The 26,759-nt window shown below is 61.7% G+C and carries 24 protein-coding genes; 13 read left to right on the forward strand and 11 right to left on the reverse strand.

Annotated elements, in window-relative coordinates; translation table 11 throughout:
* Nucleotides 1-18 precede the first annotated feature (18 nt).
* Both JFN93_RS12620 and JFN93_RS12625 read left to right on the forward strand, forming a co-directional pair.
* Nucleotides 19-1,380 carry a B12-binding domain-containing radical SAM protein gene (locus JFN93_RS12620; protein ID WP_199384444.1) on the forward strand — a complete coding sequence of 454 codons (1,362 nt, stop codon included), beginning with the start codon at nt 19-21 and terminating at the stop codon, nt 1,378-1,380.
* Nucleotides 1,381-1,384: 4 nt separating this feature from the next.
* On the forward strand, nt 1,385-2,026 hold the full coding sequence (locus JFN93_RS12625) for a TetR/AcrR family transcriptional regulator (RefSeq protein WP_199384445.1): 642 nt from the start codon (nt 1,385-1,387) through the stop codon (nt 2,024-2,026).
* A 279-nt stretch (nt 2,027-2,305) separates the two neighbouring features.
* Here JFN93_RS12625 and pdxR read toward each other — a convergent pair whose 3' ends face one another.
* Nucleotides 2,306-3,700, reverse strand: coding sequence for a MocR-like pyridoxine biosynthesis transcription factor PdxR (pdxR, locus tag JFN93_RS12630; RefSeq protein ID WP_199384446.1), 1,395 nt, complete (start codon nt 3,698-3,700; stop codon nt 2,306-2,308).
* A 164-nt stretch (nt 3,701-3,864) separates the two neighbouring features.
* Here pdxR and JFN93_RS12635 point away from each other — a divergent pair, with 164 nt between their 5' ends.
* On the forward strand, nt 3,865-4,236 hold the full coding sequence (locus tag JFN93_RS12635) for a pyridoxamine 5'-phosphate oxidase family protein (protein WP_199384447.1): 372 nt from the start codon (nt 3,865-3,867) through the stop codon (nt 4,234-4,236).
* Between the two features lie 199 nt (nt 4,237-4,435).
* On the opposite strand, the gene JFN93_RS12640 is transcribed toward JFN93_RS12635, so the two are convergent.
* Nucleotides 4,436-4,924: a ferritin-like domain-containing protein gene (locus tag JFN93_RS12640; RefSeq protein WP_199384448.1), complete on the reverse strand. Its 489-nt coding sequence runs from the start codon at nt 4,922-4,924 to the stop codon at nt 4,436-4,438.
* Nucleotides 4,925-5,200: 276 nt separating this feature from the next.
* Between JFN93_RS12640 and JFN93_RS12645 the strand changes: the two genes are divergently transcribed.
* Nucleotides 5,201-5,452, forward strand: coding sequence for a hypothetical protein (locus tag JFN93_RS12645; RefSeq protein WP_199384449.1), 252 nt, complete (start codon nt 5,201-5,203; stop codon nt 5,450-5,452).
* Between the two features lie 102 nt (nt 5,453-5,554).
* Here JFN93_RS12645 and JFN93_RS12650 read toward each other — a convergent pair whose 3' ends face one another.
* Nucleotides 5,555-6,055, reverse strand: coding sequence for a DUF2231 domain-containing protein (locus JFN93_RS12650; protein WP_199384450.1), 501 nt, complete (start codon nt 6,053-6,055; stop codon nt 5,555-5,557).
* Between the two features lie 323 nt (nt 6,056-6,378).
* On the opposite strand from JFN93_RS12650, the gene JFN93_RS12655 reads away from it, so the two are divergent.
* The 3 genes from JFN93_RS12655 (at nt 6,379) to JFN93_RS12665 (ending at nt 9,164) form a co-directional block, all read left to right on the forward strand.
* Nucleotides 6,379-6,741 (forward strand): DUF3135 domain-containing protein, encoded by a 363-nt coding sequence (locus JFN93_RS12655; RefSeq protein WP_199384451.1) that lies wholly within the window; start codon nt 6,379-6,381, stop codon nt 6,739-6,741.
* A gap of 345 nt (nt 6,742-7,086) precedes the next feature.
* Nucleotides 7,087-8,112, forward strand: coding sequence for a CsgG/HfaB family protein (locus JFN93_RS12660; protein WP_199384452.1), 1,026 nt, complete (start codon nt 7,087-7,089; stop codon nt 8,110-8,112).
* Between the two features lie 230 nt (nt 8,113-8,342).
* Complete coding sequence (locus JFN93_RS12665; protein WP_199384453.1) at nt 8,343-9,164, forward strand: formate/nitrite transporter family protein; 822 nt, start codon at nt 8,343-8,345, stop codon at nt 9,162-9,164.
* A 208-nt stretch (nt 9,165-9,372) separates the two neighbouring features.
* Here the strand turns inward: JFN93_RS12665 and JFN93_RS12670 are convergent, their stop codons facing one another.
* Nucleotides 9,373-12,105 carry an MASE3 domain-containing protein gene (locus tag JFN93_RS12670; protein WP_199384454.1) on the reverse strand — a complete coding sequence of 911 codons (2,733 nt, stop codon included), beginning with the start codon at nt 12,103-12,105 and terminating at the stop codon, nt 9,373-9,375.
* A gap of 223 nt (nt 12,106-12,328) precedes the next feature.
* On the opposite strand from JFN93_RS12670, the gene JFN93_RS12675 reads away from it, so the two are divergent.
* The 3 genes from JFN93_RS12675 (at nt 12,329) to JFN93_RS12685 (ending at nt 13,564) form a co-directional block, all read left to right on the forward strand.
* Nucleotides 12,329-12,559, forward strand: a complete 231-nt coding sequence (locus JFN93_RS12675; RefSeq protein ID WP_456237431.1) for a DUF7830 domain-containing protein — start codon at nt 12,329-12,331, stop codon at nt 12,557-12,559.
* 58 nt (nt 12,560-12,617) lie between these two features.
* Entirely contained in the window at nt 12,618-12,917 is a 300-nt protein-coding gene (locus JFN93_RS12680) for a YkgJ family cysteine cluster protein (RefSeq protein WP_199384456.1), read from the forward strand.
* Between the two features lie 167 nt (nt 12,918-13,084).
* The gene (locus JFN93_RS12685; protein ID WP_236021694.1) at nt 13,085-13,564 is read left to right on the forward strand and encodes a carboxymuconolactone decarboxylase family protein; all 480 of its coding nucleotides are present in this window, start codon (nt 13,085-13,087) and stop codon (nt 13,562-13,564) included.
* A 116-nt stretch (nt 13,565-13,680) separates the two neighbouring features.
* Here the strand turns inward: JFN93_RS12685 and JFN93_RS25945 are convergent, their stop codons facing one another.
* From JFN93_RS25945 to JFN93_RS12700, 3 genes are all read right to left on the reverse strand, one after another.
* On the reverse strand, nt 13,681-15,474 hold the full coding sequence (locus JFN93_RS25945) for a methyl-accepting chemotaxis protein (protein ID WP_199384457.1): 1,794 nt from the start codon (nt 15,472-15,474) through the stop codon (nt 13,681-13,683).
* Nucleotides 15,475-15,570: 96 nt separating this feature from the next.
* Nucleotides 15,571-17,643, reverse strand: coding sequence for a chemotaxis protein CheA (locus JFN93_RS12695; RefSeq protein ID WP_199384458.1), 2,073 nt, complete (start codon nt 17,641-17,643; stop codon nt 15,571-15,573).
* Nucleotides 17,640-18,026, reverse strand: a complete 387-nt coding sequence (locus tag JFN93_RS12700) for an STAS domain-containing protein (RefSeq protein ID WP_199384459.1) — start codon at nt 18,024-18,026, stop codon at nt 17,640-17,642. The genes JFN93_RS12695 and JFN93_RS12700 overlap by 4 nt, the downstream gene beginning before the upstream one ends.
* Before the next feature lie 612 nt (nt 18,027-18,638).
* Here JFN93_RS12700 and JFN93_RS12705 point away from each other — a divergent pair.
* The 3 genes from JFN93_RS12705 to JFN93_RS12715 all read left to right on the forward strand — a co-directional run bounded on the left by JFN93_RS12705 (nt 18,639) and on the right by JFN93_RS12715 (nt 21,729).
* The gene (locus tag JFN93_RS12705; RefSeq protein WP_236021695.1) at nt 18,639-19,262 is read left to right on the forward strand and encodes a TetR/AcrR family transcriptional regulator; all 624 of its coding nucleotides are present in this window, start codon (nt 18,639-18,641) and stop codon (nt 19,260-19,262) included.
* Nucleotides 19,263-19,337: 75 nt separating this feature from the next.
* Nucleotides 19,338-19,742 (forward strand): hypothetical protein, encoded by a 405-nt coding sequence (locus JFN93_RS12710; protein ID WP_199384460.1) that lies wholly within the window; start codon nt 19,338-19,340, stop codon nt 19,740-19,742.
* 361 nt (nt 19,743-20,103) lie between these two features.
* Nucleotides 20,104-21,729 carry a 6-pyruvoyl-tetrahydropterin synthase-related protein gene (locus JFN93_RS12715; protein WP_199384461.1) on the forward strand — a complete coding sequence of 542 codons (1,626 nt, stop codon included), beginning with the start codon at nt 20,104-20,106 and terminating at the stop codon, nt 21,727-21,729.
* 43 nt (nt 21,730-21,772) lie between these two features.
* Here the strand turns inward: JFN93_RS12715 and fdhD are convergent, their stop codons facing one another.
* From fdhD to JFN93_RS12735, 4 genes are all read right to left on the reverse strand, one after another.
* Nucleotides 21,773-22,612: a formate dehydrogenase accessory sulfurtransferase FdhD gene (fdhD, locus tag JFN93_RS12720; protein ID WP_199384462.1), complete on the reverse strand. Its 840-nt coding sequence runs from the start codon at nt 22,610-22,612 to the stop codon at nt 21,773-21,775.
* Between the two features lie 53 nt (nt 22,613-22,665).
* A complete protein-coding gene (locus tag JFN93_RS12725) occupies nt 22,666-23,175 on the reverse strand; it encodes an FKBP-type peptidyl-prolyl cis-trans isomerase (RefSeq protein WP_199384463.1) in 510 nt (169 codons plus the stop codon).
* Nucleotides 23,176-23,225: 50 nt separating this feature from the next.
* Nucleotides 23,226-24,161, reverse strand: a complete 936-nt coding sequence (locus JFN93_RS12730; protein ID WP_199384464.1) for a hypothetical protein — start codon at nt 24,159-24,161, stop codon at nt 23,226-23,228.
* 195 nt (nt 24,162-24,356) lie between these two features.
* Nucleotides 24,357-26,747 carry an aldehyde ferredoxin oxidoreductase N-terminal domain-containing protein gene (locus JFN93_RS12735; protein WP_199384465.1) on the reverse strand — a complete coding sequence of 797 codons (2,391 nt, stop codon included), beginning with the start codon at nt 26,745-26,747 and terminating at the stop codon, nt 24,357-24,359.
* Nucleotides 26,748-26,759 lie beyond the last annotated feature (12 nt).

The raw sequence follows: 26,759 nt of genomic DNA on the forward strand, positions 1-26,759 counted from the left end.
TCTAATTTGGAGGACGCGATGAAAATTCTTCTGATCCAACCCTACAGTTCTTCCCCGCTCATGGACCAGGTCTACCTCTTCGAACCCCTGGCGTTGGAATACCTGGGGGCTGGGGCGAAGCTGGACGGCCACGAGGTAACCCTCATCGACGCCCGAATCGACCACGACATCGACGGGGCCATCAAGCGCTGCACTCCCGACGTGGTCGGCATCACCGGCTTCACCAGCCATGTCAACATCGTCAAGGAGATCGCCCGTCGGGCGAAGGAGCTCGCCCCCGCCGCCAAGGTCATCGTCGGCGGCCACCATGCCACGGTCCGGCCGGAGGACTTCAACGTCCCGGCGATCGACCTGGTGGTGATCGGGGAGGGGGTCTTCACCCTGCGCGAAGTCCTCGCCGCTCTTTCCGAAGGTCGGGAGCTTCTTTCCATCCGGGGGTTGGCGATCCCGGCACCCGGGGGGATGACCTGCACCGCCCCGCGGGAGTACACGTTGCTCGACGAGCTCCCGGTTCCCGACCGAACCCTCACGGCTGGCTACCGCGGCAACTACTTCAGCGAGTGGTTCAAGCCGCTCGCCTCGATCCGGACCTCGCTGGGATGCACCGCCCGCTGCAACTTCTGCGCGCTCTGGGCGATCACCGGCGGACGCTATCTGCGCCGGGAGGCCGAATCGGTCGTGGCCGAGCTGGCAACGATCGCCGAGGAGAACGTCTTTTTCTGCGACGACGAATCGATGTGCGACACCAAAAGGATGGATCGGCTGGCGGATCTGATCGAACAGGCGGGGATCCGGAAGAACTACTTCCTCTATGCACGGGTGGACACCATCGTGCGGCATCCCGACCTCTTCGCCAAGTGGGCCCGGATCGGGCTCTCCCAGGTATTTGTCGGGATGGAGGACTTCTCCGACGTGCGGCTGGAGGCGATGAAGAAGGGGGTGACCGTCGCCCAGCAGGAGGAAGCGACGAAAATACTGGACCGGATCGGCGTAATGATGTACGCATCGTTCATGGTCGATCCGGACTACGGCAAGGAGGATTTTCTCGCCCTCAAGCAGTACGTCCGGAAACTCAAGCTGAAGTACGCGACCTTCACCGTCAAGACCCCGCTGCCGGGGACCGAGCTGCACGAGTCGGTCAAGGACCGGCTTTTGTCCGAGACGCCGGAGCTGTACGACATGCTCCACGCGCTGGTGCCGACCCGGCTGCCGCTTCCCGAGTTTTACGAGGAGATGGCGCAGTTGTATGCCGGCGCGGTGCCGATCTACCGCTCCCTGCCGGTGCTGATCAAGTTCGGCCTGCACGGCATGCTGCTCAGGATCCGGCTCTTCGGCACCTTCCTGAAGCGGGTGCGGCAATTCCACCTGGAGTATTCATAACGGCATGACCAAAGCGGAAAAGACCAAGGGACGGATCATCGAGGCCGCCATCGAGCTCTTCAACGAAAAGGGGACCAAGGCGGTCACGACCAACCACATCGCGGCGCGGCTCGGCATCAGTCCGGGGAACCTCTATTACCATTTCCGGAACAAGGAGGAGATCATCCGGGCCATCTTCGCCCAGATGCACGAGGTGGGTCTCGAGGAGTACCAGGAGGTCAATGCCGACGGCCCCGGATCGGCCGCTTCCATGGAAGAGACCTTTCTGATGATCCAGCGCTTCAACTGGCGCTACCGCTTCTTCAAGCGGGAGCTGGCCGCCCTGGTGCAAAGCGACTCCGAGCTCAAGACGCTTTTCGTCGCCTCGCACCGGCTGAACCTGGCCGTGGTACGCGGGGCGCTGGACCTGAGCATCCAGCAGGGATTTTTGAAGGATCTTCCCGCCGAGCAGCGCGACCTCCTGGCGGAGCAGATCTGGATGACCGCGCTTTTCTGGCTGAACTACCTGGAAATCGGCGGTGAGGATGTTAACGAAGCCACCCTCCAGCGGGGAAGCGCCATCCTGAGAAACATGATGTTCCCCTACCTTTCGGACAGCGCGCTTGGTGGGATATCAACCCCATCCTCACCCTGTCCCTCCCCTTGAAGGGGAGGGGACGCCGGGCAGCTCTCTTATCCTCGAAGGGGCGTCCAGGCAGCTCTCGTATCCTTGAAGGGGAAGCGTCCGCAACTTTCTTCCCCCTGTAGGGGAGGGAACGTCCGGGCACCTGCCTACCCTGTAGGAGCCGTTGTTCCTGTCGCGAAGCAGCGTCGATCGCGGCAGGAATTCCCCTTCCTTCCGTATCGGCAATAATCTCTCTGCCCCCATACATTTATCCAAAACTGTCCCTACCTATGGTTCCAGAAATATCCTATCGTAGCACTATCACAGGATCGCCTCGGCAAGCAGGGCCATTCCCGCATCGAGCTCTCCAGGCGTCAGGGCGCCGAAGCCCAGGAGCAGGTTTCCGGTCTGCCGGTCACCCGAAGCGCAGGTGTCGGAGAAGGGGAAAAGGTGAATCCCTCGCTCCGCAGCGCGGCTGATGAGCGCCGTTTCGTCCCGGTGCGATGATTCCAGATGCAGTACCACGTGGAGCCCGGCCCCCTGCCCGATCACTCTTGCCGCGCCCCCGAAATGCCGCTCGATGCTCTGCAGCATGGCCTCGTGTTTTCTCCGGTAGATGTTGCGCATTCGGCGCACGTGGCGCTCCCAGTGTCCCAACTCCATGAACCGGGCAAGGCTCAACTGGTCCAGCACCGAAACCGGCGATACGTACTCCCGGAACCGCTCGGCGTAGCGAGCGCGGAGGGAGGGGGGCAGCACCAGGTAACTGATCCGCAGAGCCGGCGAGAGGATCTTGGAGAAGGTCCCCAGGTAAATGACGTTGGCTTCGGGCCGCAGCCCCTGCAGCGAGGTGATCGGCTTCCCCTGGTAGCGCAGCTCGCTGTCGTAGTCGTCTTCGATGATGAAGTTGCTCTTGCCCGCCCATTCGATCAGCTTCAGCCGGTTGCCGATCGGCATGACCTGTCCCATGGGGAGCTGGTGGGAAGGGGTGACATAGGCCAGGGTGCAGCTCGTGGCGCCGAGTCCTTCCACCTCGAGCCCCTGGGGCCCAACCGGTACCGGGATGACGTTGAAGGAGTGGTTCCGGAAGACCGCCCGGGCCAGGTGGAAACCGGGGTCTTCCACGGCCACCGACTGGTGATCGGCCCGGAGAACCTGGGCGACGATATCGAGAGCGTTCTGCAGGCCGCTGCAGATCACGATCTGCCCGGCGTCGCAGATCACTCCGCGGGAATGCTCCAGGTAGCGGCGCAGTTGGAGGCGCAGGCTCAACTCTCCTGCCGGGTCCGACGGATAGTGGGACAACTCCCGGGCGTGCCGGCTCAGGCATTCCACGAAGCACTGCCGCCACAGTCGGGCCGGAAAGGAATCCGGGTCGAGCCCGGCGGGATGGAAATCGTAACGGTAACGGGGCTCCGACACGGCCGTTTCCGGCACCGCCGCCGCGGGGCGCGCCGCTCCCGAGCCCGCCGCCTCGAAATCGAGCGGCGCCACGAAGTACCCGCTGCGCGGCCGGGTGTACAGGTAGCCTTCCGCATAGAGCTCCAGGTAAGCCCCTTCCACCGTGTTCCGGCTCACCGAAAGCTCGCCGGCCAACTCCCGCACCGAGGGGAGCTTGCCATGCGCCGGGAGTTTCCCCTGGAGCACCGCTTCGCGGATCTGATCGTAGAGTTGCTGGTAGAGGGGAACGGGAAGAGCGGGATTGAGTGAGAACATGCGGCCTCTCGGTAAAGGTTGGGGGTAGGGGGACAGGCACCTGCGGAGTTCGTGCCCCGGCATGCGGCAGGAAGTGTATGATCAGAGGGAAACGAGGTCAAACCAAAAGTAACACTGTCTGACACAGCGATATCCCAGACGGTAGATCACAAAACGGAGGAAAGATGATTCCGGAGAAACTCTTAGAAGTATTGAAGCACGATGGTGTCGTGGCGATCGCCACGCAGGGAACCGACGGACCGCACCTGGTGAACACCTGGAACAGCTACGTCCGGTTCACCGACGACGGGAGGATGCTCATCCCGGCTGGGTACATGAACCAGACCGAGGCCAACATCGCCGCCGACAACAAGGTGGTCATTACCTGCGGCAGCAGCAAGGTCGCCGGGAACCTTGGACCGGGAACCGGCTTTTTGATCAAGGGGACCGCCGAGTTCATCTCCACCGGCCCCGATTTCGAGAGCATGAAGACGAAATACCCGTGGGCGCGGGCAGCGTTGTCGGTTACCATCACCTCCGCCACCCAGACCCTTTAAATGGGGGTGGCGTAGCCGGTGTGAGTATCCCTGTGGGAGCGCCTTTCCAGGCGCGATTGCGGTCACCGCCTTTAAGGCAGTGGTTTGAAGTCCCCCTTTGTCAAAGGGGGGATCAAAGGACGGACCTCCTTGAAAAAAGGGGGGCCGGCATCTTGGTGAGCCGGCCCCCTTTTTTGCTCCTCTTGCCGCTGTAGCGGCCCTACTCCCTTACAAAGGTGTCCATGTCGGATTCGTCCACCATCGCCATGATCCGGGAATATTCCGATTCGATGGTGAGGTAGTGGTTGTGGGTCTCCCGCGCATTGATCTCGAAAACCTCGCGGATCTTGGCATCGGTGATCTTCGCGGCCGTCTCGGTGAGCGTCTTCTCCAGGTTGGCTTCCTTCTCCAGGGCCGCTTCCAGAGCCTTCTTCTCGGTGAAATCCGGGCCGATCACCTTCTTGATCGACTTGATCCAGACCGACTCGTGTTCCGGCGGCGCCGCCATGAACTGGTCGAAGGACTTGATGTCGTCACCGGTGTAGGCCTTGAAGAAATGCGATGCGTGCTCCCGTTCTTCCCGGGCGAGTTGCTCGAAAATCCGCTTGGCATCCTTATCTTTCATCTCTTTGGCACCAAGCTCGTAGAAATTCATGGCGTTTTTCTCAGTCTGAATGGCCTGCCTGATTGCTTCCTGGATGTCCTTCATACATACCTCCTTGTGCTGGCGCCGGTAGGAAAAGCTAATTTCATTATAAAAGTGGCGCCCCCCTTGTCAACAAGCCCCTCCTCCGGCCATTACTACTGACTCAGGCATGGTCCCTAAGACAGGAGGCGCTCAGCTAACAGTGTGCAGCGCCTGGAATCCGCCCCCAAAGAGTGATCCAACGAAGGCCAAACTGTCGAAATTCCGACACTTTTTTGTCTTGATTTGGTGCAGAACCTCTGGTAGCTTGGCGGCAATTTGCTCCATCAGGAGAGAGCCATGCGGTTGACGATAGCACTTGACGACAGCGAAGTGGAAATTGTCAGCGGGAGCCACATCTTCGTATCCAACGCGTACCTCGATGAGTATTACGAGTGGGACGAAGTCACCGAGCCCCTGTTAGCCGATGCCGTCCAGCGCGCCGAGGACCTCCTCATGACCTTCAAAGCCCGGCAACAGCAAGCGGCCTCCGGTACCGACGCCAACCGGGGCGACCGCCCCATCCTCCCCACCGTCACGGCCTGGTATTGATCAGCCCAACTTGCTGCAGAAAAAAAGGGGACCAGCTACTGCCAGTCAAGCGGAGCCGGTCCCCTTTTTCCGTTGCGGCGCAAAGGCGCCGGATCAGAGCGTTCAGTGGCGATGGTGCAGCCGGAGCCCAAAGATTCCCCGCTCTTCGGCAGCCGTCTCGGCGGTGGGCGCCTCTACCGGGGCCACACCGACGCCATGGACGTAGACCATCTCGCCGCCAAGCCATCCGGAGACAGCCAGAATAACCACGCTGCAGACCGACAGTATTACCGGCCCCATCGGGACCGGCCCGACGTTGCGCCGCCACAGGAAGTTCAGCACGTATGCCGTGACCAGGGCAAGGTTGATCGCCATGTGCCACAGACCGATCGTCTTGGCCCGGGACGGCGGCAGGGTGTACAGATCGATCAGGCCGGGAAGAGCGGCGAGCAGCGCTCCGATCACCCCTCCGCCTATGCTTATGAACGCGACGATGCTCCAGAGCGGGTTGCCGGTGCCGCGAAAAATGAAGTCACACACCAGGGAGAACACCCAAAGGCCTATCGGCAAGGGCACCAGCATGGGATGAATCGGGTGCCGTGCCACACTGACTTTACTGATCATTGACTCCTCCTTCCCTTCGTAAAATCTCCTCTTTCTGCCATGTTACACGTGCGACCCAGCATAAATCAATTCCAATAAAAACAGTTGAACCGGTTGGATAACAAGGTAGGTGCCCACCACCTGTGGGAGCGCCTTTCCCGGAGCGATCCGCCGGAGGCGGTGGCCGCGTTTGCGGTTAATCGCGCCAGGAACAGCGCTCTCCCGGAAAAACGGCACACGGCTTCCTACGAAAACGACACCCCATTCAATGATGGTGTGCTTTGGGTTTATACTTAGGATTAAACGTAGCAGTACCACCGGAGTCGTGGAAAAGGAAGGTCGCCATGGACACTCTGACCAAGAAGGAATTCGATAGTTATTCGCCGGACGAATTGAGCGAGTTGTATCGGACCGATCCCCGGCGTTTTCGTGAACTTGCCGATGAGGCGATAGACCAGGCATGTGTCGGCCGCACCGATGCAGAGTCGATCAAACTCCGTCAAATGCAATGGCGTGTGGAGGGGCTGCTCCGTAAAGGGAAAAGTCCGCTGGAGAGACTGCGCATCATGGAGGGCATCTTCTATTCCGAGGTGTTCGGGGACGAAGGAGACCTCTCGCAACTGGTCTACAACTGGGAGAAAGTGATGCGCATGTTCGAGGGCGCTCCAAAGCCCGCGAAGAGAGCCTGCCTCTACGCGGTAAAGTGAGGCTCACCTGCATCAGAACCAACGGCCGAACGGGGCTTTCCCCGCTCGGCCGTTTGCTTTCCTGCGCTACGTTTGGCCAATTCCAGGAACCTTCAGAACAGATTCGTTTCTGATCTAATAGAACCACTGCAGGATTTTTGTAGGACTTTTACTACAAAATTAATGATTGAACAATATATTCTCAGTGCCTATAATGCGCCATTCGAATAACAGTATGCTCCTTACTGTCATAAAAGTGTGACATTTACGGTATTACCATTCCGTTACTCTTTTATTTTTTGTACAAACAATTGATTTTTTCGGTATTTGCCTGAAAAGGCAAAATTTCACTGTAAGGAGTTGCGGATGTTCAAAAAGATTGTTGCATCATGTTGTGTAGCGTTGTTTATGTCTGGGTGTGCCAGTGGCATCAAACTGTCCAATTACAAGGAACTTGATTGCGACAAAAAAGAGTGCGAGGTCCAGCCCCCCGACTACATTCTCAACAAAAAGAAGCCGAAGGTTGCCATTCTTCAAATGGCCGACGTCACGGAATATCAGGGGAAGCTGTCCGAGCCGGGAACCGAGTCGCTCACCCAGTCGATCACCGGCGGAACCGGACTCGAGGTTGTTGAAAGGTCGCAGGTCAAAAGGCTTTTTGAGGAATACAAGTTCAAATCGGAGCTTTCCGGTGAGGTTGATCCCTCGGCATTCAGCAAACTGGTAAAGGATGTGGACTTCGTCATCCTGGGGTCCATCCCGACGGCGTCGGTAGGCGCCAAATTCTCTGAAGCGAGTTCCTACACGGACAAGAAAGGTAAATCCCACTACATCGCCCCTTCCTGCACGGTATCTGCTGAGGCGGTGGTCAATGTCCGGGCGGTATCCACCACCAACGGCACCATCTACAAAGTCTTTGAACCGTTCAAAGGAAGAGTGTCCGGCAGCTCCGAGGTCAGAAGCTCCTCCGAGTGCCGGGTGAAAGACCCCCTGCAGTTGGTGCTTCAGGCGGTGAATAACTCCATCGAGAAGGCAAAGGACAGCTTCATAGACGCCTTCCCCAACTTCGGCTACGCCGCCAAGACGATGACCAACCCGCAAAACCAGAAAGATCGTATCGCGGTGATCACCCTGGGGCGTAACGACGGGTTAAAGGCCGGCGACAAGGTTGTGCTGGCCAAGTACGTGAAAAGCTACGACCGGATCAAGAAATCCAACTCGCTCTCCATTCAGGACGTCGGCGAAGTTAAGATCAGCGAAACCGGGCTGGCCGATGAGCAGAGCTACGTTCAGATCCCGGAAGAAGTCGCCGATGACGTCACCGTGGGCTACATCGTCAAGACCAAGGCGGACCGCAGTCTTTTCAAGAAATTCGGCAACCTCCTGAAGTAATTCCGCGGCACCAGCAGCAACAGCCCCGGGGGCGGCTCCCTTTGCATTGCCAAAGGAGCCGCCCCTTTTGCTTTCCCCCGTCCCCGTCTCCCGCACCCGCCACCCCACCTTAGCGCCCGTTTCCTCGGCGCACCCAGCCCCGACCGTTCGTTTTTCTTGACAAAGATCCGGATTTCACCGAAAAGAAGGCCTCGTCAATCGACGCACCATGCGCAGGGGTGGGGGATCGGATGGAGAAACACTATCTGAAGCCGGACGAAGCGGTGCAGGCCATCGTGGAGAACGGACGCCGCGTCAGTACCCAGCGCCGTTCCGTCACGCTCATTCTCAGCCTGCTGGCCGGCTTTTACATCGCCTTCGGGGCCCAACTGGCGACCGTGGTGACCCAGGACGCCGCCGCCTTCGTCGGCCGCGGGGTCGCCAGTTTCCTCGGGGGGAGCGTCTTCTCGATCGGCCTGGTCCTCGTGGTCGTCTGCGGCGCGGAACTTTTCACCGGCAACAGCCTCCTGGCCAGCTGCGCGCTGGAGGGAGAGATCACCTGGGGGAAGCTCGGGGAGAACTGGGTGATCGTCATCCTGGGCAACCTGGCCGGCTCGCTGTTCTTCGCCTGGCTCATGTTCGAATCGCACCTTTGGGAAAACGGCAACCTGGCCGAGCATTCCATCGCCATCGCGGCCAGGAAGTGCCAGCTTCCCTTCGGGGTGGCGCTGATCCGCGGCATCCTCTGCAACTGGCTGGTCTGCCTGGCCGTCTTCATGGCGACCGCCGCGCGCGACATCGCGGGAAAGATCTTTTCCTGCTACCTCCCGATCATGGCCTTCGTCACCAGCGGCTTCGAACACTCGGTAGCCAACATGTACTTCATTCCCACCGGACTCCTCATCGCCGCCCAGACCGATAGGACGATCCCCGGACTCACCTGGAGCAACTTCTTTTTGGGCAACATCGTCCCGGTGACCTTGGGCAACATCCTGGGCGGGGTCGTGTTCGTCGCCTTCTCCTACTGGTTCGTGCACCTCAAATACCGGAGGGGAGCAACGCCTCGAGGATGAAACGACGCATGAAGCAGGCATGAACACAAAGCGGCCGATCAGAATGTTCCCGATCGGCCGCCGGCATTTAGGTACTTTTCCGCCCGGGTCCTGTCCCGTGCTGCCGCGATCTCCTTTGTCAGCCCCCCCCCGGCGGACGGGGGTCGGGAGATGCTGCCACGAGCTCAGGTTGGCAATCCACACCGCGGCGCTTGCCGATCGGCTTCGGTCAGCGCATCGCCCTGCCGATCGCCTCGTTGAGTGCGGCGGGGACCACCGGCTTGGCCACGAACTCGAAATGCTCCGGCAGTACCATCTTGCCGCTGATGACCTCCCGGGCGTACCCGCTCATGAAAAGTACCTTTACCGCCGGATCGACTTCCTTCAAAAGCACCAGCGTCTCACCACCGTTCAGCCCCGGCATGAGCGCATCGAGCAGCACCAGGTCCACGGCGGCCGGATCCTGGGCGTACCGCTCCACCGCGGCGCGACCGTTTTCCGCCTCCACGACCCGGTGCCCGAAGGTCTCCAGGATCTTGCGGGTCACCGTCCTTACCCCCTCGTCATCCTCAACCATCAGGATGTTCAGCTTCCGCGCCGGCGCGGGGAGCTCAGCTGCGGAGCACTGCGCCACCGCCGCATCGGCGTCGGTCAGGGGAAGATAGATGTTGAAGGTGGTCCCGGTTCCGGGTTCGGAGTAGCAGGTGATGCTGCCGTGGTGCTGGTTGATGATGCCATAGACGATCGCGAGCCCCAGCCCGGTCCCCTTGCCGTCCACCTTCGTGGTGAAAAACGGCTCGAAGATGTGCTGCAGGTGTTCCGCGGGGATCCCCTCGCCGGTATCGGAGACCCGGATCAAGGCATACGGTCCCGCTGCGCCGAAGTTGTGGGCGGCAATGAACCGCTCGTCGATCTCGATCCGCTCGACGGAGATGGAAAGGCACCCGCCATGGGGCATCGCGTCCCGTGCGTTCGAGGCGAGGTTTACGAAAACCTGCTGGATGTGTGCCTTGTCGATCACCGTCCGCACCGGGTCGGCGGTCTGGATGGTGAGCTCGATGTCCTCGCCGAGGATACGGATCAGGAATTTCTCGATGTTGTGCACCACCTGGTTGATGTCGGCCGTCTCAAGTTTCAGCACCTGCTTGCGGCTGTAGGAGAGGAGCCCGTTGGTGAGCTCGGCGGCGCGTTCCGCCGCCTTGGCGATCTCGTGGACCATCGGTTTCTGTTCCGGGCTGGCGCGAAAATCGAGCAGCGTGGCGTAGCCGACGATTACCTGGAGGATGTTGTTGAAGTCGTGGGCCACCCCTCCGGCTAACTGACCCAACGCCTCCATTTTCTGCGACTGGCGCAGCTGCTGTTCCAAAAGGCGCTGCTGGGTGAGATCGACCGCCGACGACAGGAGGTACTCCTTCCCGTCCACTTGGATCATCTGCCCCGAGTAGATCCAGGAGAGCTCCTTTCCCTCCCGGGTCCGGTAGGTGAGGTCGAGGTTGTATACCCGCCGGTCGCGCTGCATGGCATCGACGATCTTTTGCCGCTCCGACGGGGTGATCAGCCCGGCCTCGATGAAGGTTTTCCCGACGATCTCCTCCCGGGAGACGCCGGTGACTTCCAGGTAACGCTCGTTGGCATCGACGCAAACCCCATCCTTGAGGGTGCTGATAGCCATGGCGATCGGCGCGTTGTGGAAGGCGGAGAAAAAGCGTTCGTTGCTTTCCCGCAGCGCCTGTTCGGCCTGTTTGCGCTCGGTGATGTCCTCGTAGACCCCCAGGACCCCTTCGACGGCGCCGTCCTCCCCGCAGAGCGGGATCTTGGTCGTATCGATCCAGATCAGGTCGCCGTCGGCCTGGCGCTGGGTTTCCAGGATATGTTCCTTGGCCAGCCGCTGTTCCATGACTACCCGGTCGTCCGCCCGGTACCCTTCCGACTCCTCGCGGCTCCACGGGAGTTCGAAGTCCGTTTTCCCGAGGATTTCCCTCGGGCTGGCCAGGCCGGCGCGGCTGGCAAACACGCGGTTGCACCCCAGGTAGGCGCTGTTTCGGCCCTTCCAGAAGATGGATTGCGGCAGGGAATCGACGATCTGGTTCAAGATCCGGCGGCTTTGGCGCAGCCGCTGGTAGGGGCGCCGGACCGCCGCCACGAACACCCCCCGGTAGATGAGCAGGTAGGCGACCACCTTGTAGAGATGTCCCAGCATGTTGTAGCTGTCGAAGGCGCTCCGGTAGAGCGTGAAGGCAAGCTCGCAGTATATGCAGAGGACCAGGGCGGCCAGGTAGTACAGGAGCAGCCGGTCGCCGCTTTTCTGCCAGCGCCGCCCATAGGCGAAGGTGGCCCAGGCGAGGACCCCGATGATCAGGTACTCGGTCCCCACCTTGAACGGCGTCAGGCCCAATCCCGGGCGGTAGGCCTCCGGCAGCTGCTCCGGAAAAAAGATGACCCCGACGAAGGTGCCCCCCAGCAGGACGAAGGCGGCACCGAGCAGGGTCGCCCGGTTGATCCATCCCCTTTTGTCTTCGGGATAGATCCAGGCGCTGCCCCAAAAGACCGCCGCCCCGACCATCCGGGCCGCCAGCCAGAAAAGGGTCGCCTTGTTGGGCAGGTTTGCGGTAACCAGATCGGGCATGCCGCTGTAGCCCAGCGCATGAAAGCAATCGATCAGCCCGGTGGCCAGGAAACCGGCGCTCAGAAAAAGGGCGTGCTTGTCGGTATTTTGGGAGTAGGAACTCCAGCCCAAGGCAAAGATGGAGAGGGAGACGATGACGCTGAAGAGTTCGGCAAGATTGTGGAAAAGGAGGTAGGACGGGGTGGAAGCGACGAAATAGAAGGTACTTTTAAACAGCGCCACCACGGCAAAGGGGACCGCCGAAAGCGAGACGAACAGCGCCGCTTGAACGGCAAACGGCAAACGGCCGCTGGATTTCGCGCCCCCCCGAAGACACCTTTGGCTGGCGAGGTTCATGGCAATCCCTCCTGGTAGAGCCCTCAGTCCAACGTGCAGTTCCTGCTGAATAGCAGTTTTTCAAAGAATTTGCAATAGTTGGCGAACTTCCGCGCCCGGCGGGGCCGTGATGCCGGGCGGATGGCTCCCGATGCGGCTTCTACATTGACAACAATTGTAAAATGCTGTTATTTTATTCTTCCCAGAGCACAATCCCCCGAAGTTAGGTACAAGGAGCGCAACAATGGCTGCGGCGTTACAATGCAGGTTCTTTGGACACATCATCGATGTTGAGAAGGCGTTAGCGGTTCGAGCTGCGGCCTTGCCCAAGCACCGGCGCGACCTCCGGTTCGAGTGCGTGAAGTGCGGCAAGCCGGTCGGCCCGCGGGCCGCGGGTGAGAGACACTCGGCCCACTTCGTCCACCTGCAAGCCAATCCCGACTGCCCGATCACCGATCCGCGCCTGGATTTCTAGCCGATCGGGCGGCGCAGCACGACCTCTCCAGGCGATCTCCTCACCGGGGGTCACGATCATGTTCTGGAACGACCGTCAAAAGTTGAAGAAACACGGGCTGCTGCTGGACCACGCGATAGATGACGACGGCCGCTGCCGTGAGTGCGGCGGTGCCTGCTGCCGTTCCTTTCCCAGTGTCCCCCTCACCTTCGAGGAGTACCAAAGGCTGACCGTTTTAGGCTCCGGCCGGCTCCACTTTTCCCTTACCGGGCGGCACCTGCTCATCATCGAAAACGGCTGCGAGTTTTTGTCCGATGGGCACTGCAGCATCTACGAGCACCGCCCCGACGTCTGCCGCCGCTTCTTCTGCAGCGACTGACCCCACCCACCCTTCTCCCCGCTGCTGCCGCCACAACTCCCGCTCTTCTTTCTCCCGTCCCGTCCCCCGTCCCGTCCTCCGAACCGTTCTTCGTTTGCCCTGCGCCAGGCTGCGGATCTACAATGGGGTCAGGTAGTTATCTGGACCAGGAGGGAAGGAGGAGCACCATGATGAGGATGGACTTCATAAAAGTCGCGCCGGAGGCGCTGAACGCGATGCTGGCCCTGGAGCGCCAGGTGCACGCGAGCGGTCTGGAGGAATCACTGCTGGATTTGGTGAAACTCCGCGCTTCGCAGCTGAACGGATGCGCCTACTGCATCGACATGCATTCCAAAGACGCTCGCGCCCGCGGCGAAACCGAACAGCGGCTCTATGAACTGGATGCCTGGCGGGAGACCCCGTTTTATACCGCACGGGAGCGCGCCGCCCTGGCCTGGACGGAAGCGGTGACTCTCGTCACCGACGGGCACGTGCCGGATGAGGTTTACGAGAAAGCGCGGGAGGAATTCAGCGACCGGGAACTCGCCTTTCTGACCTTGGCGGTCGTGGCCATCAACGGCTGGAACCGACTCGGCATCGCCTTTAGGGCCGAGCCCGGGACCTACCAGCCGCAAAAGCATGAGGGGGTCCGCGCCAAGGCGGCCTGAACCGGCGCTTTGGCAAATAAGAAGGGCAGGGAAGATCGCTCCCCTGCCCTTTTGCTTTGCCGGTCTTCGGCTTCATGCCCGAGGCGGGCCGGCAACGTCTCTTTAAAGCCGGCGCGTCAGAACCGCTCGAAGTCGGAGTCGATGTACCCCTCCGGGTCCAGGACCAGGGTCGTCCCTTTGCTCTCCTGCCGTTTGGGGACCATCTCCGCATAGCTCGTCCCCTTGGGAGAGGCTGCTTTGCGTGGCTTGGCGGCAGGGCGGCGCACCGCGTACTGGTGGCTCCCGTCGTTTTCGGTCTTGAAAAAGCCGATGCTGGCCTGCAGCTGCTCGGCCTGGGCCGCCAGTTCCTCGGCGGTGGCGGCGATCTCCTCGGTGGCCGAGGCGTTTTGCTGGATGACCTGGTCGAGCTGCTGGATCGCCTTGTTGATCTGCTCGGCGCCGGTGTCCTGCTCACGGCTGGAGGCGCAGATCTCCTGGACCAGCCCCGCGGTCCGCTGGATGTCGGGGACCATCCGGGTAAGCATTTCCCCGGCGCGTTCCGCGACCTCAACGCTCGACACGGAAAGTTCGGAAATTTCCGCCGCCGACTCCTGGCTGCGCTCGGCAAGCTTTCGCACCTCGCTCGCCACGACGGCGAACCCCTTGCCGTGCTCCCCGGCGCGAGCCGCCTCGATGGCTGCATTCAGGGCGAGCATGTTGGTCTGGCGGGCGATCTCCTCGATGATGGAAATCTTGCCGGCGATCTGCTTCATGGCGGCGACGGTCTCCGTCACGGCCTTCCCCCCCTCGGCGGCGTCGGAGGCCGAGGCGACCGCGATCTTCTCGGTCTGCAGCGCGTTGTCGGCGTTTTGCTTGATGTTGGACGACATCTGCTCCATCGAGGAGGAGACCTCCTCCGCCGATGCCGACTGCTCGGTCGCCCCCTGCGACATCTGCTCGGAACTGGAGGAGAGCTCCTGGCTTCCCGAGGCCACATTCTCGGCGGCGGACTTCACCTGGGTGACGATCTGGGTGAGCCGCTCCACCATGGTATGGAGACTCTTGCCCAGGACATCCTCTTCCGACTTCACCTGGACCTGGACGGTGAGGTCCCCGCCGGCCACCTGCTCCGCCGCGAGTGCTGCAGCCTTGATGTTGGCGACCATGTTGGCGAAGGACTGGGCCAGCAGCCCGACCTCGTCGCGGCTGTCGGAGCGCACCGTGACGTTCACGTCCCCCAGGGCGAGTTTGTCGGCCGCCTCCTTCACTTCCCGCACCGGCCGGCTGATGATCCGGGCCATGAAGATCCCGAGCGCGATGGCGGCCACGACCCCGAGGATCGCGAAGATGGTGGTGACGTTCTCCGCCGACTTCCCGGAGGCCTGGTTCTGTGCCGCCACCTCCTTGGCGAGGGAGAGCTTTCGCGCCGAGATCTGTTCGATCAGGTTCTGCACCACCCGGCTCGCCTTGCCCATCTCGCCGTTCAAAAGCCCCTGGGCCTGTGCGGTCTTGCCGCTTTCGGCAAGCTGCACCGTCTGGTCCAATAGCGGCCAGTAGGCCTTGCGCGCCTCGACCATGTCCTGGAACATCTTCCGGGCCTCCTCGGTGATGATGGTCTTTTCGAAGGAGGCCTCGGTCTTCACCTCGATATCCTTGAGCTCCTTGATGCGGGCGGCCTTGGCGGCACGCTCCTCGGTGCTGCGGGCGAGGATGGCGTCCCGGACGTTGACCCGGATCCTCTGGAAGGTGGTGGATAAGGTGGCGAGTTCGGAGACCGGCACCGTGATCCGCTGGTACATCAGCTGGTCCTGCTTGGCGATGTCCCGGATATGGGTCACGCCGACGACGCCGATGGCGCCCGCCCACAGGGCCATCAGGATGAAGCCGGCCAGAAGTTTGGTGCCGATAGTGAGGTTGTAAAACCATTTCATGTTCGTTCTCCTTCCTTGTCGCATCAGGTAGATGCGTTTATCGAATGCGAAGTCGCTTTCTTGGTGGACGTGGGTCGGCCGACCCGCTCAGGGCGGTCAGGCGGCCTTTTCCTGGAGCTGCTCGGCCTGGTAGAGCTTGGAGGGGTCCAGGATCAGGGCCACGGTGCCGTCCCCGAGGATGGTTGCCCCGGAGACCCCCTCCACCTTGCGGTAGGCGGGGCCCAGCGACTTGATCACGCTCTGGTGGTGTCCCACCACGTGGTCGACCACGAATCCCACCTTCTCGCCGTCGATCTCGGTGATGACGAGCTGCTCCAGGGACGGGCGGCGCTCCGCCGGGGCGAAGCGGTCCCGAAGCCTGATGTACGGGACGATCTTGTCCCGCAACGAGACCACCTGGCGTCCGTGCGCGTTCGCCACCGTCTCGGAGGTCAGGAACATGCACTCGTGCACCGCGCCGAGCGGGAAGAGGTAGTGCTCCCGGGCCACCCGGACCAGGAGGCTTTCGATGATAGCCAGGGTGAGCGGGATCCGGACCGTGATCGTGGTCCCCTGCCCGCGCTCGCTCCGGATGTCGATGGTGCCCCGGAGATCCTCGATGTGCCGTTTGACGACGTCCATGCCGACCCCGCGCCCCGAGATGTTGGTGACCGCCTTGGCGGTGGAGAAGCCGGGGTGGAAGATGAGGGAGTAGATCTCCTTCTCGGAAAGCTGGGCGTTTTGCCCCACCAGTCCCTTTTCCTGCGCCTTGGCGAGGATCGCCGCGGTGTCGAGCCCGGCGCCGTCGTCGGTGATGGTGATGTGCACGCTGTCGCCGGAATGGGCGGCGGCAAGCAGGAGCCGGCCGCAGCGCGGTTTCCCCTGCGCCTCCCGGCGCTCCGGCGCCTCGATGCCGTGGTCCATGCTGTTGCGGATCAGGTGCACCAGCGGGTCGTTGAGTTTCTCCAGCACCGTCTTGTCCAGCTCGGTCTCCTCCCCCGAGGTGACCAGCTCGATCTCCTTGCCGAGCTCGCGCGACAGGTCGCGGACCAGCCGCTTGAAATTGCTGAAGGTGGAACCGATGCGGAGCATCCTGATCTTCAAGGAACTTTCGCGCAGCTCCCCGGTAAGCCGGGCCACCTCCTCGGAGATCGCGCTCAGGGCCGGTATCTTGAGGGAGAGCGCCAGCTGGGCAAGCCTTGCCTGCACCGTCACCTGCTCGCCCACCAGGTTCACCAGGTGGTCGAGCCGCTCGGACGGGACCCGAAGCGACCCTTGGGATTCGCGCTGCGAATGGTCGCGGGCGATCTCCTTCACCTGCTGCTGCTCGGCGAGCGCCGATTCCACCTTCTGGCGCGAGACGAGCCCCGACTCCATCAGGATCTCCCCCACCATCTTGCGCTCCCCGAGGAGCGCCTCCAGCTGGTTTTGATCCACGTCCCCCCGCTCGACCAGGATGTCGCCCAGCCGCTTCGCCGCCCCGTCCGGTTCGGTCTCGATCGGCTGGATGCGGACCTCGCTCTGGTCGTCCACGAACAGGAAGACGTCCTCGATCGCCTCCATCCCCCGGTCGGTGACCAGCACCATGTCCCAGGAAGTGGCGCACAGTTCCGGGTCGATCTCATCCAGGAGCCCGACCTGGTCGGTGTTGGCGGTGACGGTGAGCTTGCCGAGCTCCTCCAGTTCCTTAAGCAAAAGGACCGGATTGGTGCCGCTCAGGAAGAGCCCGGGGTGGGGAGCGAAGCGGATCCGGTAGGCGACCGGCTCGGTGCAGTGCTCGGGCGGGGCCTCCGCCACCGGCCCCCCCCTTTGGTCATCGCCCGGCAGGAGCCGGCGGAATCCCTCGACGAGCTGTCGGGTTTCCGGGTCCAGCGTCCCGGTCGGCTCCTCCTCGAGCAGGGAGCGGATCCGGTCCCGTGCCTTCAGGGTGAGATCGATCAGTTCGGCGCTGACCCGCATCCGCCCCCCCCGCACCAGGTCGAAGGCGGTCTCGATATCGTGGGTGAAGGCGGCGATCCGTTCGAAGCCGAACATGGCCCCGGACCCCTTGATGGTATGCAGCGCGCGGAAGATCGCTCCGACGAGCTCCAGGTTCTCCGGCTCGTCCTCCAGCTCCAGCAGGGCCGATTCCAAAAGTGCCAGGTTCTCGTACGCCTCCTCCCGGAATGTTTCCTGGAACTGGTCCATCATGGCTCCCTCCGGCAGATCGCCTCCGGGTTCCCCCAGAGGCAGAAGTGGTCGGGGTCGCCCTGGCAGGTACCCGGCAGGGTGCAGGTGAGCCCGACGTTGCGGATGGAGGCGGTGAACTCCTCACCCTGCGGGTTGGCGATGGTGACGTTCTTCCCCTGGTTAAGCGCGGTCTTGTGCGCCGAACAGAAGAGCTGGATGCAGCTTAAGTCGATCGCCTCCACCTCGGAGACGTCGATGGTGAGGTTGCGGCAGCCGGTCAGCGCAGCGCGCAGCGCGTCCCGGAATTCGGTGCAGGTTTCGATGGTTGCCCTCCCCTTGAGGTGCAGGGTCGCCTCCCCATCTCCTCTTTCCGGATCGGTTGGTGCAAAGGTGCATGTCAACATGGTGTTACTCCCCAAATCGTCTGGTCTGCCCCATACAGGACATTGCGGACCATTTTTATCCTTTACTTCGTCCTGTTTCAAAGGGCGTGCCACAATTAGCATAGAAAAAGTTGCCTCTTTTCGGTAGGATAACGGGTGGGCTTCGAGGCGGCGCTTGTGCCGGATTGAAACAGCTGTTCAAACCTCATACAGTTTGCGATCGGTAAAATCGGTTTCAACGATTAAACAGCTGATCTCTTCTCCGGATGATCCGATACCTCGGCCTTTGTTTTTCAGGCCAATGCCCCAAAATAAGGTCCGTCCTTTGATCCCCCCTTTGGCAAGGGGGGGCCTCTCACGGGCGAAGCTGGAGCTTCGCGAAACGTTGCCGTTCCCAAGCTGGAGCTTCGCGAAACGTTGTCGTTCCCAAGCTGGAGCTTGGGAACGAGAGGGCAGGGGTCCTTTGATCCCCCCTTTGACAAAGGGGGGGCGGGGGGGATTTGCTTCTGAGGTTTTCGGGGCTGGCCTCGCAAGGGCTGAACCCTACAGGCAAATCCGCCTAAATCCCCCTTTGCTAAAGGGGGACTTCAAACCCTGCCTTAACCCGGCAGGAGAAACGGCAGAAAAAATTGCTTGACCAAACTAGACCGATCGGTCTACTTTGTTGCCATGAGCAGACGTGACACGCGGACAGCATTGATTACCACCGGGATGCAGCTCTTCGCCACCCAGGGATACAACGCCACCGGCCTGGACGCCGTTCTCAAGCAGGCGGCTGTGCCGAAAGGCTCCTTCTACCACTTCTTCGGCAGCAAGGAGGAGTTCGGACTGGCGGTCATCGAGGAATTCTCCGGCCGCTTCCTGGCCCGGCTCGACGTTTTGCTGTCCGATCCCACCCTCACCCCGCTGGACCGGCTGCGCGGCTTTCTGGAACGGGGCGAGGCGCAGCTTGCCCAGCATCAATGCACCGTCGGCTGCCTGATCGGCGATCTGGGCCAGGAACTCGCCGCCAACAACGAACGCCTGCGGGCGCGCCTCGACGAGATCATGCGCTCCTGGCGCGGGCGCTTTGCCGCCTGCATTCAAGAGGCGCAGCAGGCCGGGGAACTTTCCGCCGCCTTCGATCCCGAGGTCATGGCCGGCTTCATCCTTTCGGGCTGGGAGGGCGCCGTGCTTACCGCCAAGGTAATGAAGTCCACCCAGCCGGTGCGGGATTTCCTCGCCACCCTTTTCGCCACCGTTCTTACCAAACCCTGAACCCCTGGCAGGCGCCTCAGTTTTCTCCGAGGCGGCAACGCCGCAGACAAGCAAGCACAAGAGGAGCAGCAACCGATGGCAGAGCACCAGATCAGCGACGAAATCCTCCGGAACTTCCATCTCTTCTACGACAACTTTCCCTTCCCGGCGATCCTGGTCCACAAGGACCGGACCATCCTCGATATGAACCGGAAGGCCGGGGAGGTCGGGTATCAGACCGGCATCCGCTGTGCCGACATGGGGCAGAAGGAGCACCACAAGGGGTGTCTGGCCAACAAGGCCCTCAGTGAACAGACCACCACGCGCGTGGTTGGCTATTTCGACTTCCTCGGCGCGGTGCTGGACTCCTACTGGATTCCGCTCGCCGGCAGCGACGAGCTTTACGTGCATTACGGCGCCGACATCACCGAGTGGGCCTCGGAACGGTTACTCCCCAAGCAGTGCGACCCGGCCGACTGTGCCGGCTGCAGCTGCGGGTGACGCCAAGGCACCAGCCGCGACCTTCCCGGGCCGGCAAGCGGTGAACGCGCGCCTGGCCGAGATGCAGCAGTGCCCCCCCTGAACAACGAAGGCCGATCCCGTTTCACGGATCGGCCTTTCCTTTCCCAACGCCCGCCCCCGACGGTGCCGACAGCTTTCTCAGGCTGCCGGTACCGGTGAGGCTTTCCCTGATTATTGTGTTGATTCCGGCTTGATGGTAATATGGCGCCCCTGACCGGAGTTGCTGCCGGTGATCAAAGTATCTGCAGGCGGATATCGCACCAAGAGGTTTTTGATGCAGGTTTCTTCTTTCAGTACCGAAAAGCGTACACCGTATCTGGTCCTCGTGGTGTTAGCCTTGATGACCCTCGTTGCGTCTTCACCTCTTTCCCCCGGCCAATGGTTCCAAGGTTCCGACAGCATCATCCATCTGTTGAGAAGCAACGATGTCTGTTACGAAATCGGCCTCGGCAACTACTATCCGCGCTGGTTGTCCCAGGCCTGTTTCGGCAAAGGGCTCCCCACCCTCAATTTCTACTCTCCCGCCTTTTATCTCATGGTCGGTTACCTCAATGCGGTCGGCCTCCCCATTGTTACCGCAATGACCTTGGTCTCGGTCGGCGCCTTCTTCATCAGCGGGTGGGGCGTTTACCTTTGGACCAGAAAGTACTGCGGCGATCCAGGAGCGGTTATTGCCGCCGGCCTGTACATGTTTGCCCCCTATCATTTGGTCGATATCTATTTGCGTGCGGCGCTGCCGGAATTCATCGTACTCGGGATCCTGCCATTTCTGTTCCACGGGATGGATCTCTCCTTTGGCGCCGAGAAGAGCCTGCGCGGCATTGTCGCTACGGGGCTGGCCTCTGCTGCCATTGTGCTGACCCACAATTTGACGACGGTGATGATACTGCCGTTTGCCCTTTGTTACTTCATCTGGTGCCGTTTTTATTACCACGCCTCGAAGCGCCGGTTCCTGGCAGCGTGTATCGGTCCCTTCCTCGGAGCGGGCCTTTCGTCCTTTTACTGGCTCCCGGTGCTCTTGGAGAAAAAACATCTCATCGGCACGGGGGTCGCGATCACCGGGAGCCTGCACTATTCCCGACACTTCCTCGCGTTGTCGGATTTTTTTGGCGCGCACCGGCATGACATCTTCACCTTCAATCCCGTCTACGCCCTGATCTTCGTCTGCGCAGCCGTATCGCTCACCGCCTTGGCCTTTACCGCGGACCCAAAAGCCCGGTTCGGGCGCCTCCTGCTCGCCTTCTTTCTGGTGAGCATGCTGATGACCCTTTCCATCGCCACCCCGCTCTACGAGGCGATCGCCCCCCTGCGTTATCTGCAATTCCCCTATCGGTTTCTCGGCCCGGCCAGCCTGTTCCTCTGCGCATTCTGTGGTTTCGTGCCCGCCTCGAGAATGCTGGCAGACCGGCGGCAGGTCGGTCTCGCCGTGGCCGGATTGATCCTGGTCTGCTGCCTGGCGCTCTCCCACGGCCTGCGCAGGGTGGACGGCACGATCTCCGATTTTCCGTCGACCCCGGTACCGTTCAGCCTCAAAACGTATCCGATCCTGATCTCCTCATCCGACAGCGATTTCATGCCGATCGATTCAATGCTCACCCGCGGGGACTACGTCAAGTACCCGGTTTTCCGGGATGGGGCCGGCGAGGAACCGTTGACCGTCTACCGGGCGGTCGGGTCTCGTTTCACCTGCCGCATCGCGCTGCCGCGGGAAGGTGAACTCGTCGGCCAGTGGCTCTATTTCCCGGGGTGGCAGGCTACCTGCGACGGGAAGGACGTCCCGGTCTATCCGGATCGGTACGGTTTGGTTGCGGTGAAGGTCCCGGCAGGGGTGCACGAGGTTGAAATCCGGTTCGGAACGACGGGACCAAGGGTGGCAGGATGGATCGTCTCCGGGACGACCCTGGTGACGCTGGCCACGTGGCTTTTGCGGGAGAGGCGCCGGAAAGGTGCGGGAAGGCCGGCGTAGGGCGGGCACGAGGGTGCCCACCCGGAAGGTTGCGAAACGTAACTTACATCTCCTGCGTCAGGCGCTCCTCTCCGGCGTAGACGAAACCGGAGCGGTCGTGGACGTAGCCCAAAAGGGTCACGTTGTATTCCCGGGCCAGGTTGACCGCCGCGGCGGTGGGGGTCGAGCGCGACACCAGGACCGGCACCCCCATCCGGATCACCTTGGTGATGATCTCCGAGGAGACCCGCCCGCTTAAAAACAGCATGCCGCTGCGCGTCAATCCCAGCTTTTCGTTTTTGAGCAGGATGCCGCCGATCTTGTCGAAGCAGTTATGCCGCCCGATGTCCTCGTTGAAGACGCAGTAGTCGCGGTGCCGGAACAGCACGCTGTGAACGCCTCCGAAGGCCCGGTAGACCTGCGATTGCCGCTCGAACTCGTCCATCGCCTCGAGGATGCCGCGCAGGGGAAAACGCTCTTCGTTGGCGAGGGGGAGGTATTTCTCGTGCTTGAGCGGGTTGATGTAGGTGAAGCATTTGCCGCACCCCGAGGTGACGCTGCGCAGGCTTTCGCACTTGGCCACCGACATTCCGGGTACCAGTTGCACCATTACCGCGAACAGCCGCTCGTTGTACGTGATGGACGCGATGTCCTCCATGCTGTCGATGACCCCTTCGCTGTAGAGAAAACCGAGCGCCAACTCCTCGGTCTTCTGGTTGAGGCACAAAAGCGAGGCGTATTCCGTCCCGTTGATGAAGATCTTCAGCGAGATCTCGCCGATGACGTCCTTCCCCTTGTGGCACAACCGGATCGTGTCGGTGCCGCAGACGATTTCCTTCATGTCGAAGCTGCAGTACAGCCGCTCATCCATGGGTTCCGGCGCTTCCGTTATTTCCGCTGGCATGGCGCGCTCTCCTTTTGGACCGGTAAACCAAATCGTGGTACACCAGTCCCCCCCTACCCGATGCTCAAAAGGGTGACCTCGTAGGTCAGATCCCTTCCCGCCAACGGATGGTTGGCGTCGAACGTGTACGCGGTATCGGTTACCTCCGTCACCACCGCCGGGACGCAGCTGCCGTCCGACAGGCTCAATTCCATCCGGTCCCCCGGCTTGGGGTCGGTGGGGCCGACCGACTTTTTGCTGTGGAAGTGATAGCGCCATTCCGGCAGCACCTCCTCTTCGATAATGAGATCGGCTCGGTTCACCGTGAACACCCATTCCTCGAATCGCGGGCCGAACGCCTCCTCGCAGGCCACCTTGATCTCGGTGCTTTGCCCCGGCTTCATGCCGACCAGCGCCTTCTGGACTTTCGGCGGCAGCTCATCGCATTCCTGGCCCAGGACCAACTCGAACGGTGCGAAGACGGTGTACCCTTTCCCCCCCGAGGTCTCGACCACGCTGCCGTCGTCGAGCTTGCCGGTGTAGTGGACCTGCAGCTTGTCGCCAACCTTTGCCTTTTTGGCCATGGTGATTCCTCCCTGAGATGGTGCGGCATGTCCGGGTTCCCGGTGGTGAGCTACGGGTTGTTGGCCCGCCCGACCTCCTCCCAATCCATCATCGCCCAGGCATGCTCCGCCGCGATGTAGCGCTCCGAATAGAGATGCACCGCGTTGGTGACGGGGTGGACAATCCTCTTGATATCCGCAAATTCCGGTTTGCCGAGCATGACCCGGATCACCGTTTCCAGCTCGTCCGGCGGTATCCCGTAAAGCTTGTAGTCGAGAAAGCAGGCGGCATTGGTCGTCCGCGGGTAGATCCTCGATTCCTCCCGGACCGTCTCGGCGATGGTTGCCCGGTGGTCTCCCGCCCGGGCCAGAAGCAACGTCGCCGCGTAGTTGTCGACCAGGTACCGGTCCGAGTGGAAGTAAACCTCGCCGGCGGCGGTCACCTGTTTTAGGTCCTGATAACGCCGGTCATGTGTCATGGCATCCAGCAGGGCATCGACAATGCCCGCCCCGGTGCCGGGAGCCAGGGCGTAGATGTCACCGATCGGGGTCAGCGCCACTTTCTCCAGCGAATCGGCCCGGATGGCGCCGGCGATGATACTTTTCGCCTCCTCCACCGTACCTTTCCGGGCGGCCTCCTCTTCGGTAAGGAAGGTTTGAGAGTAGAAGTAGACGAGGCCGGTGGCGGTAGTTAAGCACTTCAGGTCCTGGTAGTCGGCTTCACCCGCCATCTCCTCCAGCAGCGCCCGCACCTCGATCTGCCCGTAACGGAGGTAGTCATCCCATTCGGCGAGGTCTTCCACCGAGGACACCGTCCTACGCTCGCGGGCACTGTCCCGGATGGTCCGCGCCACCGCCGCCTTGACCTCCCCGAGCCCCTTTTGCCAGGACCCATCCTCCTCAAGAAAACTCACCCGCCGGGTCTCGATGCCATCGTCGACCGGCGCCTCGGAACCTACCTGCTCACGTTCGTTTGCCCTTCGTTCCGGGTTCTCTTCCGGCAGCATTTTCCTCCTCCCCCACTCCCTCACCCCGCCTCTCTCCCGGGGGGAGAGGGAGGTTCGGAGTTGTTAGGTATGCAGATTGACGCTCTGGGAAAGTTGGCTTCACGTCCCCTCCCCTTCAAGGGTCGCGCGCAAGAGCGTAAGCTTGCGATGAACCGGGTGAGGATGAGGTGATCACCACCCAAGACGCGCAAAAAATCACGCCACGATCAGCGCCGGTATCTTCCCCTTCACATAGCTGAGCCCCAGCTTCTTGAGCGTCGCCTCGGTCGGCATGCCGGTCTCCCGGTCCCAGCCGAGCTGTTCGTAGAGGAGCTCCTTCGCCTTTTCCATGTCCTCGCGGCTCATCAGCTGCGTGGTCCCCTGGAAGGCGACCTCCTTGGCCGGGTAGGCATCGGTGTTTCCCGATACCGCATTGGGGATCCCGGTGCCGGGGCCGCGCACCGGACCCGTGGTGGTGTCGCCGACCTTGTCGAACATCCAGTCGTTCATGTAGTCGTGATCGTGGCGCATGTTCACCTGGCCGGTCGGATTCTCCTTTTTCACGTGGTAATCCATGTGCCGCGCGGTGAGCGCCCTGAAGAGGGTGAGGAGCCGCAGCCCGATCAACTGGAACTGCTTGAGATCGACCTTGTCCCCGGTGACCGCGGCATAGAGGTCGGCATGCATGTTGATGTCGCCGCGGTACCCCCGGCTTTTGAGCGGCGACAGCCAGGCCGGCAGGGTCCAGTCGCACGAGATCATGGCGTTTTTCAGCTCCAGCTCCACCATGCAGGCCGCGGTGAAGGCCGCCATTCCGGCGGTCACCGGTTTATAACCGTCCACCGACGAGGTGTGGCAGATGTCGCTGCCATTGGGGTCGTTGAATATGCCCGGGGCGGCAGGTGATGCGAAAAGCTCCTTCATCAGCTGGTTCACCACGGCCAAGGGGGGCCCCACGGTGACGTTCTGGTGGGTATGGTTCATCGCGTCGCGGTTGTAGGTCATGTTGATCAGGCAGCCGATCTGGCCGAAGCTCTCGGCACCGTGGTGCTTGGCGTGGTTCATCTTGAAGCTTAAGGATTTGGTGCAGTGGTTGTTGAAATAGCCGATCTCCGGCCATTTCTCGGCCCAGTAGGCCGGCCCGTTGGCGACCACGTCGGCGAAAACCGGGGTCTTGGAATAGATCTTCCCCCCGTTGGGGATGATCAGCTTGATGAGGTCCTGCTGGGCGGAGGGATCGCCCGCGTTGGCTTTGCCCCACGGGGAAGCCGGGGCGTAGGGGGTGCTCCCGGTTGGGTTGCCGGACAGGATGGCGAGCTCGGCGGCGGGAAGGCGGTTTTGGAACGGGGTCTTGCCGACGAAGGAGGCAGGGAGCATGAGGGCCTTGCATTCGGCGGCGGACATCACGTGGCTTTGGGCCCAGTTGTAGCAGACCGCCCACTGCCCGTAGTCGTGCCAGAAGCCGTAATCGGAGGTCAAGTTGGTGCTCATCTGGGAGTTGATCAGGTTACTGTCCTGGCTCCCGGGGACGGTCTTCATGATTGAAGAGAGGATGGTGTTGCCGGTGCAGGTGTTCTCGTTGTAGCGGGAGACGCCGTACTGCTCCAGTTGCGGCACGTCGGTCGCGATGTGGCAGCGGACCGGGCAGTGCAGGCAGCCGTTCATCTTCACCGTGTGGTTGGCTCCCGGCAGCCCGAAATCCTTGTATCCCTTGTGGGTGCGCCGCCCCATCTTGTTCTGCGGCCTCGGGCAGTCCCCCGGCAGGGGATGCTCGAAATCGGTGCAGTAGCCGGTCTCCACCGGCGGTGAGGCCGCCCCCCAAAAGAGCCCCCTGTCCGCGGTCCAGCGCGAGGCGCTGTCGTAGTACTCGGCCCAGGGCTGCTTGTTCATCGGAACCACGTGGTTGTTGTTGGCCCCCATCAGGCTCAGCCAGTAGTAGTTCAGCTTCTTCCAGGTCTTGACGTCGGTGGCGATCCGGACCGAGCCGGTCCCTTTGACCCCGATCGCCTTGAGGTTCTTGGAACCCATGACGCTCCCCAGGCCGCCCCCTCCCGCCGAGTGATGCCGGTCGCTGATGATGCAGGAGAGCCGGCAGAGGTTTTCCCCCGCCTGCCCGATGGCGGCGACATGGGCGTCCGAGCCCATCTCCGTGCAGATCGCCGTGGCGGTGCGGTAGGTGCCGTTTCCCCAAAGCTCGGAGGCATCCTCGATGGAGACCTCGTCGTCGACGATCCTGATCCAGACCGGTGCGGCAGCTTTCCCCTGGATGATCAGGGAGTCCCATCCGGCGTACTTAAGCTCCGGGCCCCAGGCGCCCCCCATGTGCCCGGCCCCGGGAAGGTCGTTGATATGCACCGGCATCAGCGAGGTGACCACCATCCGGCCGGAAGAAGGGGCTCCGCAGCCGGTGAGCGGACCGACGCCGAAAACGATCCGGTTCTCCGGGTCCCACGCCTTGGTTCCCGGCGGCACCTCATCCCACAACACCTTCCAGCCGATGCCGGTTCCGCCCAGGTATTCCTTGTATTTCATCGTCTCTTCAGTGGTGATCGCACCGGTCGACAGATCGATGCGCAAGATCTTTCCCGTCCATCCGCCGTATCGCATCTTCAGCCTCCT

This window comes from Geomesophilobacter sediminis (assembly GCF_016458275.1).
In the GTDB taxonomy this organism is placed as follows: domain Bacteria; phylum Desulfobacterota; class Desulfuromonadia; order Geobacterales; family Geobacteraceae; genus Geomesophilobacter; species Geomesophilobacter sediminis.